Genomic DNA, 11,863 nt, shown 5'->3' with positions numbered 1-11,863 from the left:
GTTTCTCTGATCCGTCACCCTGAACTTGCTTCAGGGTCCATTTCCCCGCTTGGTCCGTCTGCGTGTGAGGCAGGATGGATGCTGAAACAAGTTCAGCATGACGGATCAAGGCTTGAGGCGTGTGACCCCGCCCATCCAAGGCCGCAGCGCCTCGGGCACCTCGACCGACCCGTCTTCCTGCTGGTAGTTCTCCAGCACTGCCACCAGCGTGCGGCCGACCGCCAGGCCTGAGCCGTTGAGCGTGTGAACGAACTCGGTCTTCTTCGAACCTTCGGGCCGGTAGCGGGCGTTCATCCGCCGCGCCTGATAGTCGCCGCAGTTGGAGCATGAGCTGATCTCGCGCCATGCGCCCTGGCCGGGCAGCCAGACCTCGAGGTCGTAGGTCTTGCGCGCGGTCGCGCCCATGTCGCCCGCGCAGAGGAGCATCTTGCGATAGGGCAGGCCGAGGGCCTGGAGCACGCCTTCGGCGCACTCGGTCATCCGCTCATGCTCCGCCTCGCTCTCCTCCGGGCGAACGACGCTGACCAGCTCGACTTTCTCGAACTGGTGTTGGCGGATGAAGCCGCGCGTGTCCTTGCCCGCCGCGCCCGCTTCGGAGCGGAAGCAGGGGGTGAGCGCCGTCATGCGGATCGGGAACTGCGCCTCGTCGATGATCTGCTCGCGCACCGCGTTGGTCAGGCTGACCTCGGCAGTCGGGATAAGCCAGCGGCCGTCGGTCGTGCGGAACAGGTCGTCGGTGAATTTCGGCAGCTGGCCGGTGCCGAACGCCGCCTCGTCCCGCACGAGCAGCGGCGGAGCGCATTCGGTGTAGCCGTTCTCGGCCGTCTGCCGGTCGAGCATGAATTGGCCGAGCGCACGGTGGAGCCGCGCCATCTGACCGCGGAGGAAGGTGAAGCGGGCGCCAGAGATGTTCGCACCGGTCTCGAAATCCATCCCGAGCGCCGGGCCGAGGTCGGCGTGTTCCTTCGGCTCGAATGCAAATTCACGCCGTTCGCCCCATTGCGACAGCTCGACATTGGCGCTCTCGTCCTCGCCCGGCGGGACATCGTCGGCGGGGAGGTTCGGCAAGCCCGCGAGGGCGTCCTGGAGCTCTGCCGCCAGCGCGCGGTCTTCCTCCTCGAGCGCGGGGAGGGTCTGCTTGAGCTCGGCGACTTCGGCCTTCAGTGCCTCGGCCTTGGCCTTGTCGCCCTGTGCCATCGCCTGGCCGATCGCCTTCGAGGCGTCGTTACGGCGGCTCTGCGCTTCCTGCATCCGTGTCGTGACGGCGCGGCGTTTCGCGTCGAGCGCGAGCAGGCTTTCGGCGATCGGCTCCACCCCTCTGCGGGCGAGAGCGGCGTCGAAGGCTTGCGGATTTTCGCGGATCAGGCGGATGTCGTGCATGGCCGCGGCCTATGCCGCACGCGCGCGCCCTTTTCCAGTAGGTTGGGAACGGATTTCGGGGCCTGGGGGTAGACAACCCACGGAACGATTGGCAGCCATCCGGGCCGCCAACTCCGCAGCTCGGGCGAGAGAATTGCAGAACCAGACCATTCGGCCCCCGCGGCGGACACCCTTCATCGACATCATGGACATGGCGATCCGCGGTGGACGCAGGCTCGGAACGGTCGCGCCGGCGCGGCTCGAAAAGGACCATCTGCTGGAACAGGCGATGGAGGCGACCGGGCTCGACGACTTCGGCGACCGCTGGTTCGAACGTCCGATGGAGGCGCTGCTCGACGCGGTGAAGGGCGAGGCGCGGCTCAACGCTGCGGGCGATTTCTCGGCGATGAAGCAGTTCCACCACGTGCTGCGCGACCGGCTGCTGGCGCAGATGTGGTTCAAGCGGCACCCCGAGATCCTCGCCCGCCCGATGCCGCGCCCCGTCGTGATCGTCGGCCCGATGCGTTCGGGCACGACGCGTCTGCACCGGCTGCTCGCGGGCGACCGCCGCTTCAGCCACATGCGCAGCTTCGAGACTATCAGCCCGGTGCCGCGGTCCGATTTCGAGGAGGTGCTCGACGGCCGGCGTGAGGATTTCCGTCCGGTCCTGGCGGGCAGGATCATGAAAGCCGCCCGCCTCGCCAACCCGCGCACGCTCTCGATCCACCCCACCGGGCCTTACGAGCCCGAGGAGGAGCTTGGCCTGCTCGTCGCGAGCATGTGGGGGATGAAGCACGAGGCGCAGTGGCAGGTGCCGAGCTACGGGCGCTGGTGCGAGGGAGAGAGCGCGGTGCCGGCCTACCGCCATATGGCCAACCTGCTGCGGCTGGTCGGCTGGTCGCAGCAGGTCTCCTCGATCCGGCCGTGGATTCTCAAGACGCCGCAGCACATGCTCGATCTCGATGCACTGCTGAAGGTCTTTCCCGATGCGCGGCTGATCTTCACCCACCGCGATCCGCACAAGGTCGTCGGCAGCGCAGCATCGCTCGCCTGGAACCAGACGATCATCTACTCGGACGATGTCGATCCCGAGCGTATGGGGCGGGAATGGCTGCGCAAGACCGCGCTGCAGATCGAACGCATGCGCGCGGCGCGCAAGACGATACGGCCCGAGCGCATGATCGACGTGCAGTACGAAGACATGGAACGCGACTGGAACGGGACGATGCGGCGCGTATACCGCTTCCTCGAACTCGATATCGAACCCGCGCTGCCGGCGATGGAAGACTATATGCGCCGCGCTCGCGCACTCAAGCGCCACCCGCACACCTACAGCCTCGCCGAATTCGGGCTCGCCGAAGGCGATGTTCGCGAGCGGCTGGACGACTACGTGCGCGCGTTCGACGTTCCGATCGAGGGCGAAAGGCCCCGTTCTATGGCGCCGCGTTCGGCGCGGGCGTGAACGGGGGCGAGGCCGTGGCCGGCCTCGTCCTCGCTTGCCTGTCGGTCAGTACTTCAGCGTCGCGGTGAGGAAGACCTGGCGCGGATTGCCGTAGAACGCCGTCAACGTGCCTTCGGGACCGAGCGTCGGGATCGGCTGGCCGTTCGCGCCCGTCTGAATTTCGCCGGTGGTTGGGTCCGTCGCGACGAACGTATAGCCCGACGTTTTGTACTGCTTGTCGGTCAGGTTCTTGCCATAGAGGCCGATACTCCAGCGGCCGCCGGGGGCGGTGTAAACCACGCTCGCATCGACCAGAGCATAGCCGTCCTGGTCGAGGTAGGGGTTGGGAATCTCGAACTGGTAGGTCTTGCTGCGGTACGAAACGGTCGAGCCGATGTAGAGGTCGCCGTCGCCCAGACCGGTATTGTAACTGGCGGTTCCGCTGGCGGTCCACCTGGGCGTGTTCTGCACTTCGCGGAAATCCGCGACGTCGGTCGGCGTGTTGCCGATATTCGTGATGTATTCGTCGTACTGCGCGTCGATGTAGCCGAGCGAGCCGGCGAGCGCGAACCCGCCGCCGAGCCGGGCATTGGCCTCGAACTCGAGCCCCTTGAAAGTCGCCTTGCCCGCGTTGGAGACGACGCCGCAGAACGACGGGGTGGGTTCGGGCGGGTCGCCTGCCATGATCGTGCAGGCCACCGAGCCGGGGATCTGCACGTCGGTATAGTCGGCATAGAAGCCGGCCACCGCCACGTTCAGCCGGCCGCCCATCAGGCTGCCCTTGTAGCCGATCTCGTAGCTGTCGACTTGTTCGGGCGCGAAGCTGAGGAAGTCGGCGATTTCGGCATCGGTCGGTGCGCCGGGGGTCGCGGCCGGCGCGGTACTGCCGACGCCGCGCGGGTCGAACCCGCCTCCCTTGAAGCCCTTGGAATAGCTCGCATAGATATTGTGATCGGGCGTCGGCATGAAGCTGATCGAGGCGCGGGGGGTGAACTTCTTGAACTGCGCGCTGCCGTCGAAGTCGGTGCTGGGGGCGCCGGCGGCTACTCCGGCGCCGCCGAAGAAGGGTGAACCCCCACCGAGATAGTTCTGGCGCAGGATCGAGGCGGAACGCTCGTCCCAGGTATAGCGGCCGCCGACCGACAGGCTGAGCTGTTCGGTCAGATCGTAAGTGAAGTCGCCGAAGATCGCATAGGTTTCCGTATCCACTTCGGCCGCGGTGAACGCCGTGAGGCCCGGGACGGTAGTGAAGAGGCGCACATCGAACAGCGTGTCGGCGGTCGCGTCCAGATAATAGAGACCGAGCAGGCCCGTCAGCGGTCCGCCGTCGTCATAGAGGAACTGGAATTCCTGGCTGATCTGCTCGTTGAAATAGGCGCCGGGCACGTCGAGATCGACCGCAGGCAGCGCATCGAAATCGATCGGACCGAAGGTGTCGTCCTTGCGCCACGCCGAGATCGAGCGGAACGTCAGGGCGTCGCCCAGCTCGACCGAAACGTTCATCGAAAGACCGTAGGCCTCGACGTCCTGCTTCGGGTCGTCGAGCGCACCCCGCGTGTCGTAGACGTCGTCGAGCACGGGTGCGCCCGAGACGAGGCCGGGGATCAGGCGGTGGCCGCCGCGCTGGAGGCTTTTGTCGCGTGTGTAGTCGCCGGAGATACGGACGAACACCGGCTCGCCATGTCCGCCCATTTCCAGAGATCCGCGTGCGGCCCACACGTCCTTGTTGTAGTTCTCCGTGCCGAGGGTGAGGTTGTCACCGAACCCGCCGCGCGAAAGTCGTGCGACCGAACCGCCGACACGCACAATGTCACCCAACGGCGCGGAGGCGGTGATCACGCCTTCCGCCTGATCGTAGGTGCCGTAAGTCGCGCGCGCTTTGAACGCGAACTCCTGCGGGAGCTGCCGCGTCACGTATTTTACCGCGCCGCCAATGGTATTGCGCCCGTAGAGCGTCCCTTGTGGCCCCCGCAGGACCTCGATCCGTTCAACGTCATAGATGTCGAGCACGGCGGCCTGCGGGCGGTTGAGGTAAACGTCGTCGAGATAGATGCCGACGCCCTGCTCGAAGCCGGAGACCGGATCCTGCTGGCCGATACCGCGGATGAAGGCGGACAGCGTGGAGTTCGTCGCGCGCGAATTTTCCAACGTCACGTTGGGGACCGACTGGGCCACGTCGGTGATGTCGAGCGCGCCACGTTCGGCAAGCTGTTCGCCGGTGAAGGCGGTGACGGCAACCGGCACGTCGATCAGCCGCTCCTCGCGCCGGCGGGCGGTAACGACGATGGCCGCGTCGTCTCCTGCCTCACCCGCCTCGACGGCTGCGTCGGGCGCGTCCTGCGCCGACGCACTTGGTGCCGCAAACGCCGCAACCGCGGCACTGCCGAGCAGAACCGCAGCCATCCGTGAATTGCTGACCCTCATCAATCCTCTCCCATCCGGTCGTTAGTACCTCCAATATTGAAACATGAACCAACTTTCAAGTTTCCTCTTGCGGATAGGCCTCGCGGCATTTAGCGCAGCCAGTAATGGACACGGGGACACCAGCCGGCGCGACCGACACCGCCAAGCGGCCTCGCACCGAGCGCGGCCGGCGCACGCTGCGCAGGCTGCTCGATGCGGCAGCGATCGAATTCGGGGAGCGCGGCTTCCACGAAGCCTCCATCAGCGGGATCACCGCGCGTGCCGGCACGGCTCTCGGCAGCTTCTACACCTATTTCGATTCGAAAGAGGCGATCTTCCAGGCGCTCGTGCGCGACATGAGCGAGGCAGTGAAGGTCGCCGCACGCGAAGCGCTGGCGGAGCCTGCCTCGGCGCTGGAACGGGAACGCGCCGCGCTCGCTGCCTTCCTACGCTTCGCGGCCGAGCACAAGGAGGTCTACCGGATCATCGACGAGGCCGAATTCGTCGATCCCGAGAGCTACCGCCAACACTACGAGACGACCGGCGCGCGCATTCTCGAGCGCCTGCGCGAAGGCGGCCGCAAGGGTGAACTGCGCGCGAATCTCGAAGAAGCGCATGCCTGGGCGATCATGGGGATGAACGTCTTCCTCGGCCTGCGCTATGCCGTATGGGGCGACGGGGACATGCCTGCCGAACGGGTGGCGGCGCTCGCCAACGACTTGCTGGCGAACGGCATAGCTGCAGAGCGATAAACGCGCCCTGCCGGCGAATCATGGTCCGGAGCCCGTCCGCTCTTCGCCTGGGGCAGACTTCTCGCCGTCGATGCATCCGTTCCGCCAGATTCGAAACGCGCTTCGGCGTTCCCGATCACCCGCGTCCGACGCTGACGTAGGTGAACCCGGCAGCCCGCATGTGATCGGGCTTGTAGATATTCCTGAGGTCGACCAGCACCGGCGCCTTGGCCAGCGCCTTCACCCGATCGAGATCGAGCGCGCGGAAGGCATCCCACTCGGTCACGATGGCGAGCGCGTCCGCCCCTTCGATCGCTTCGTAGGGGGTCTTGCACATCTGCACGTCGGGCATGAGCGGGGCGGCCTGCTCCATGCCCTCCGGGTCGTATCCCGCGACCTCGACGCCGGCATCGCCGAGCGCCTGCGCGATCGCGATCGACGGGCTGTCGCGCATGTCGTCGGTGTTTGGTTTGAACGTGAGGCCAAGCAGCGCGACCTTCTTCCCGCGCGCCGCGTCCAGGCCCCCCAGCGCGTCGATCACCTTGCGGCCCATTGCGCGCTTGCGACTGTCGTTGACCTTGACCACGGCCTCAACGATCCGGATCGGACTGTCGTAGTCCTCGGCGGTCTTGAGCAGGGCCAGCGTGTCCTTCGGGAAGCACGAGCCGCCGTAGCCGGGCCCGGCATGGAGAAACTTGGACCCGATGCGATTGTCCATTCCCACGCCGCGGCTCACGTCCTGCACGTTGGCGCCGACCTTCTCGCACAGATCGGCGATCTCGTTGATGAAGGTGATCTTGGTCGCGAGGAAGGCGTTGGCGGCGTACTTGATCAGTTCCGCACTGCGGCGGCTGACGAACAGGATCGGGGATTCGTTGAGGAACAGCGGCCGATAGACCTCGCGCATGACCTCGCGGCCAAAGTCGTCATCGGTGCCGATGACGATCCGGTCCGGGCGTTTGAAATCGCCGATCGCCGCACCCTCGCGCAGGAACTCGGGATTGGAAACGACCGCAACGCGATGGTTGCAGCCGGTTTCGGCGATGATCCGCTCGACTTCGTCGCCGGTGCCGACGGGAACGGTCGACTTGGTCACCACGACCGCGTCGTTCGCCAGCTTTTCGCCCACTTCGCGCGCGACTGCGTTAACGAACGAGAGATCGGCGTGCCCGTCGCCCCGGCGGCTAGGCGTGCCGACCGCAATGAAAATCGCCTGCGCCCCGGCGATACCTTCGGCGAGGTCGGTCGTGAACGACAGCCGTCCGGCAGCGACATTGCTTTCGACCAGCGCCTCCAGGCCAGGCTCATAGATCGGCATCACGCCTTCGCGCAGGCGATCGATCTTCGACTGGTCCTTGTCGATGCAGACCACTTCATGTCCGAAATCGGCGAAGCAGGCGCCCGATACCAGGCCGACATACCCCGAACCGACCATTGCGATCTTCATTGCGCAGTCTCCATCTTGCGAACTGTAACCGTGCCGGCGTTCTCGACGGCCTGTATGTAACGTCGGGTATCGCCCTCCAGCACCAGCGCCGTCAGCTTGCCGGTGCGGTAGGCGCCGGTGTCGATACCGATGCGGTTGGCCCGTTCGTCGACCGGATCGCAGATCGTGTGCCCGTGCACCACCACATGCGAATGCGGCGCGGCGTGGTGCAGGAACTGGTCGCGAATCCACAGCAGGTCGTGCCGCGACTGTTCCTCCAGCCGAACCTCGGGCCGAATCCCGGCATGGACGAACAGATAGTCGCCCGCGATGACGTACTCTTCGAATCCGCTCAGGAACTGGCGATCCGCCTCGGGGACCGCATCGCGCATCAGCTGCTGCAGTTCGTCCAGCGTGCTCTCGTTGTAGCGATCGCGGGTGATGCCGTAGCTGAACAGGGTCTCGCGCCCGCCATGTTTGAGGAAATGGCGCAATACGCGCCGATCCTCGAAGGACTCGAGGAACATCTCCTCGTGATTGCCGGCGAGAATACGCACCTTGCGCCGCGTCTGCAGCGCACGAGCCGATGCAACCACGCCTGCACTGTCGGGCCCCCTGTCGACCAGATCGCCGAGCAGCACGATGGTCGTGGTGGCAGGAGAAGCTTCGACGTCGTCGTTCTCGATCGCGTGGACCAGCGGCTGGAACAGATCGATGCGCCCGTGAACATCGCCCATGACGTAGATGCGCTCACCTTCGGGAACCGAAGGGCGCGGCATCGCTGGACGGGCGCGGAAGATTTTACGGAGCGGTGCGAACATGGACGGTTCTTGGCTTGAGATCCGTGGGCGCCGATAGGCCAGCCGCGCCTGCACGGCAACCGATGTATCGCCGTTGAACCGGCCTCGGTTGGTGCACGAATTCAACAGGTCAGGCGCTGCAGGTAACAGATGTGAAATATTCCTTGTGCGCCGCAGCATGATGCTGCACGATCATTTCGCGTTCGCAAGAGTGTGCTCGACAAAACGAAGCATCCGGCGGACCGGCAGGTGGGACGAAGCACAACTGCAAACGCAAGGAAGTTTGTCATGCTCACGTCCATCCGCGGCCTCACCGCCGCAGCTTTCCTATCGTCCGTCGTTCTCACCGCTGCGCCGGCGCTGGCGCAGGACGAGACCGACCCCCCGAGCGCTGTCGAGGTGTCGGGCAACGTTGCCATCACCAGCGATTATCGCTTCCGGGGCGTTTCGCTTTCAGGCGGCGACCCGGCGATCCAGGGCGGCATCGATGTCGTGCACGAGAGCGGCTTTTACGTCGGCACCTGGGGCAGTTCGATCGACGACGGCGGTACCGATCTGCTCGGCGATCTCGAACTCGATCTCTACGGTGGTTGGAGCGGCCAAGTCGCGGAGGGCCTGACGCTCGATGTGGGCCTACTGTACTACATGTACCCGACAGAGGACCTCGGCGCGGACACCGACTACTTCGAGCCCTACGCTTCGCTGGCCTTCGCACTCGGACCTGCCGAGGCTACGGTCGGGGCGGCCTATGCTTTTGACCAGGATGCGCTGGGGGATAGCGACAACCTCTACCTTTACACCGATCTAGGCGTCGGGATTCCGAACACGCCGATCAGTCTGAATGCCCACCTCGGATATACCGATGGCGTGCTCGCGCCACCGCTGCTGGCCGGCACTACCGACGATTCAGGGCTCGACTGGGCGCTGGGGGCAAGTGCGACCGTCCTCGGCGGGCTGGAACTGGGCGTCACCTACGTGGGTGTCGAGGGCCCCTCGATCGACGGATTCACGGACGATACCGTGGTCGCGACGCTCAGCATGAGCTTCTGAGCTCGTCCTGCCGCCGCCCGGTGCGAGCCGGCGCGGCGGGGACGAGGCGGGCCACGGCGGTCAATCGAGCGAGAAGTCCACCGTCGTCACGACCCTTACCTTCTTGTGCGGGCTGTCGGACACGCCCCATCCGGCGGCCTCGCCATCGCGCGCCTCGATCGAGAAGTAGCCCTGTGTCGCCTGGCGAATGCTGCCGACGTTCGCGCCGCTGTCCTCGGCGAATTGCTGGGCGGCGGCGCGCGCGTCCTTGGTCGCTTCGGCGATCATCGCCGGCTTGATCGCATCCAGCTCGGTGAAAGTATAGGCCATGCCGGAGCCATCCTCCAGCACGACGCCGCGGCGAACCAGCTCCGCCTGCCGTTTCACCGCGTCCTGCGCCCGTTCGATATCGTTCGTCCGCAGCGACAACCGCTGGCGCACCGTGTAGCGCCCGACTCCTTGATTGTCGGTGTAGTAGCTGACGTTGACTCCGGTCGGTTCCAGCGCGTCGGCCGGAAAGCCGAGATCGCCGAAGAAGGCTTCGATCGACGAGGTATCGCGGTCGACCGCCGCCTGCGCTGCCGCCAGATCGGTGGCGGTCGAGGAGTAGGAGATGGTCCAGGTCGCCAGATCGGCCATGACCTCGCGCTCGGAGAGGCCGCGTACGGTGACCGCGCGGTCGGCCTCCTTTGCGCGGACCAGTCCGTCGCCGAGCAGGAAGCCGCCGACGACCAGTCCGCCGGCGACGATCGCGGCGCTGGCAAGCCAGCGCCGTGTGACCGGCTCGCGCCACATCGGGGTGGAGCCGGAGGGTGTTTCGGAGCTATTCTCTTTCATGATGGCCCTTTCGCGACGGCGGAGCGCAACCCATGTTGAGGGAATTAGTCCGCCGGCGATGAACCGTGCTTTAATAGAGATGAATGGAGTCAGCTTTCCGATGGTGAAGTACCTGCACAGCATGATCCGCGTCACCGACATCGACGCGACGGTCGAATTCTTCCGCATGATCGGGCTCGAGGAAGTGCGCCGGTTCGACAACGAGAAAGGGCGCTTCACGCTCGTCTTCCTCGCCGCGCCGGGGCAGGAGGGCGTTGCGGAAGTCGAGCTGACCTACAACTGGCCCTCCGAAGACGGCAGCGCCCCGGAAGAGTACACCGGCGGCCGCAACTTCGGGCATCTCGCCTACCGTGTGGAGAATATCTACGAGACGTGCCAGCGGCTGATGGATGCGGGCGTGACGATTAATCGCCCGCCGCGCGACGGTCACATGGCCTTCGTCCGCTCGCCCGACGGGATATCGGTCGAACTGTTGCAGGAAGGCCATCTGCCACCGCAGGAACCCTGGGCAAGCATGGAGAACACTGGAAGCTGGTAACGCTTCCGGGATCAGATGTTCCGGGGCGGATTGCGATCCGCCCCGGGGTGCTTGGTCGTCATGCGCAGGATCGTGTATCCGGCGATCGCGGAGCACAGGGAGCCGAGCAGAATTCCGATCTTCGCCTCGTCGATCAGCAGGCGATAGCCGGGGAACGCCAGCTCGCCGATGAACAGCGACATGGTGAAGCCGATCCCGCATAGGATCGACACCCCCCAGATTTCCGGCCAGTTCGCGCCGTGCGGGCGCGGCGCGAAACCGATGCGGTTGGCAATGAAGATCGCGGAGACGATGCCGACCTGCTTGCCGAAGAACAGGCCTGCCGCGATGGCCAGCGGCAGCGGGGCAAAGACGCCTTCCAGTCCGAGGCCGGAAAGGTTCACGCCCGCGTTCGCGAATCCGAAGACGGGCACGATGAGATAGGCGCTCCACGGCGCCAGCCCGTGCTCGAGATGTTCGAGCATCGTGTCGTCGTTCTTCCCCCGCATGGGAATGGTCAGCGCGGCGACCACGCCGGCGATCGTCGCGTGGACGCCCGAGTTGAGCACGAAGTACCAGAGAACCAGCGCCAGCAGCAGGAAGGGGACGACGGTCGCCACGCGCATCCGGTTCAGCGCCAGCATGATGCCGACGACGACCAGCGCCGCGATCAGCCAGGCCAGCTTGATGCCCGCGGTGTAGGCGATCGCGATGATCAGCACCGCGCCGATGTCGTCCACGATTGCCACCGTCAGCAGGAACAGCCGCAGCGATGCCGGCACCCGGTTGCCGAGCAGGCCCAGCACGCCCATCGCGAACGCTATGTCCGTCGCGGCCGGGATGGCCCATCCCTGGATGAGCTGCGGGTCCTCGCCCTGAACGAAGAAGAAATAGACCAGGGCAGGAACGATCATTCCCGCCGCTGCCGCAAGTATGGGCAGCCGTCGCTGCTCCGCGCTGCTGAGCTGACCTTCGATCCACTCGCGCTTCACTTCGAGACCGACGACGAAGAAGAAGATCGCCATCAGGCCGTCGTTCACCCACAGGTGCAGCGTGTCGAGCTTCGCAACCGGCGTGAACGCCAGGTTCCCATGGAACAGCTGGTGATATTCGTGCGCCAGCGCCGAATTGGCCAGCAGCATGGCCGCCGCCGCCACCAGAATGAGAAGAATGCCCGCAGACGCGTCGCCGACGAAGAGGGCGCGGACAGGGGCGAAGAACGCTTGGAGGGGGCGGGGTGCTTTGGCCATGGGGTCGCTCCATTTCGGATTTCGTTGCGCGTTGCAAGTCTACTGCGCGTTGGATAGGAATGGCTGCGGG

General features: G+C 65.5%; 10 protein-coding genes. 4 read left to right on the top strand and 6 right to left on the bottom strand.

The features are described 5' to 3' along the window. Positions 1–105 precede the first annotated feature (105 nt). A complete protein-coding gene (gene serS / locus ETX26_RS09365) occupies positions 106–1,380 on the bottom strand; it encodes a serine--tRNA ligase (protein WP_129524438.1) in 1,275 nt (424 codons plus the stop codon). Between the two features lie 88 nt (positions 1,381–1,468). On the opposite strand from serS, the gene ETX26_RS09360 reads away from it, so the two are divergent. Further along, positions 1,469–2,821, top strand: coding sequence for a sulfotransferase family protein (locus ETX26_RS09360; protein ID WP_225425692.1), 1,353 nt, complete (start codon positions 1,469–1,471; stop codon positions 2,819–2,821). 45 nt (positions 2,822–2,866) lie between these two features. Here ETX26_RS09360 and ETX26_RS09355 read toward each other — a convergent pair whose 3' ends face one another. Beyond that, a complete protein-coding gene (locus tag ETX26_RS09355; protein WP_129524437.1) occupies positions 2,867–5,224 on the bottom strand; it encodes a TonB-dependent receptor in 2,358 nt (785 codons plus the stop codon). 104 nt (positions 5,225–5,328) lie between these two features. Between ETX26_RS09355 and ETX26_RS09350 the strand changes: the two genes are divergently transcribed. Next, positions 5,329–5,955 carry a TetR/AcrR family transcriptional regulator gene (locus ETX26_RS09350; protein ID WP_129524436.1) on the top strand — a complete coding sequence of 209 codons (627 nt, stop codon included), beginning with the start codon at positions 5,329–5,331 and terminating at the stop codon, positions 5,953–5,955. A 115-nt stretch (positions 5,956–6,070) separates the two neighbouring features. Here the strand turns inward: ETX26_RS09350 and ETX26_RS09345 are convergent, their stop codons facing one another. Both ETX26_RS09345 and ETX26_RS09340 read right to left on the bottom strand, forming a co-directional pair. After that, positions 6,071–7,381 (bottom strand): UDP-glucose dehydrogenase family protein, encoded by a 1,311-nt coding sequence (locus tag ETX26_RS09345; protein ID WP_129524435.1) that lies wholly within the window; start codon positions 7,379–7,381, stop codon positions 6,071–6,073. Further along, positions 7,378–8,139: a metallophosphoesterase family protein gene (locus ETX26_RS09340; protein ID WP_318531657.1), complete on the bottom strand. Its 762-nt coding sequence runs from the start codon at positions 8,137–8,139 to the stop codon at positions 7,378–7,380. Before ETX26_RS09340 ends, ETX26_RS09345 begins: the two co-directional genes overlap by 4 nt. 309 nt (positions 8,140–8,448) lie before the next feature. Here ETX26_RS09340 and ETX26_RS09335 point away from each other — a divergent pair, with 309 nt between their 5' ends. Next, complete coding sequence (locus ETX26_RS09335; protein ID WP_129524433.1) at positions 8,449–9,210, top strand: TorF family putative porin; 762 nt, start codon at positions 8,449–8,451, stop codon at positions 9,208–9,210. Between the two features lie 60 nt (positions 9,211–9,270). Here the strand turns inward: ETX26_RS09335 and ETX26_RS09330 are convergent, their stop codons facing one another. Continuing rightward, positions 9,271–9,984, bottom strand: coding sequence for an SIMPL domain-containing protein (locus ETX26_RS09330; RefSeq protein ID WP_129525320.1), 714 nt, complete (start codon positions 9,982–9,984; stop codon positions 9,271–9,273). A 142-nt stretch (positions 9,985–10,126) separates the two neighbouring features. Between ETX26_RS09330 and ETX26_RS09325 the strand changes: the two genes are divergently transcribed. Beyond that, complete coding sequence (locus tag ETX26_RS09325) at positions 10,127–10,564, top strand: VOC family protein (protein WP_129525319.1); 438 nt, start codon at positions 10,127–10,129, stop codon at positions 10,562–10,564. A gap of 11 nt (positions 10,565–10,575) precedes the next feature. On the opposite strand, the gene nhaA is transcribed toward ETX26_RS09325, so the two are convergent. Continuing rightward, positions 10,576–11,793 (bottom strand): Na+/H+ antiporter NhaA, encoded by a 1,218-nt coding sequence (gene nhaA / locus ETX26_RS09320; RefSeq protein WP_129524432.1) that lies wholly within the window; start codon positions 11,791–11,793, stop codon positions 10,576–10,578. Positions 11,794–11,863: the final 70 nt, after the last annotated feature.

Source organism: Pelagerythrobacter rhizovicinus (genome assembly GCF_004135625.1).
GTDB lineage: Bacteria > Pseudomonadota > Alphaproteobacteria > Sphingomonadales > Sphingomonadaceae > Pelagerythrobacter > Pelagerythrobacter rhizovicinus.
This window is presented reverse-complemented; position numbering and strand designations above follow the sequence as displayed.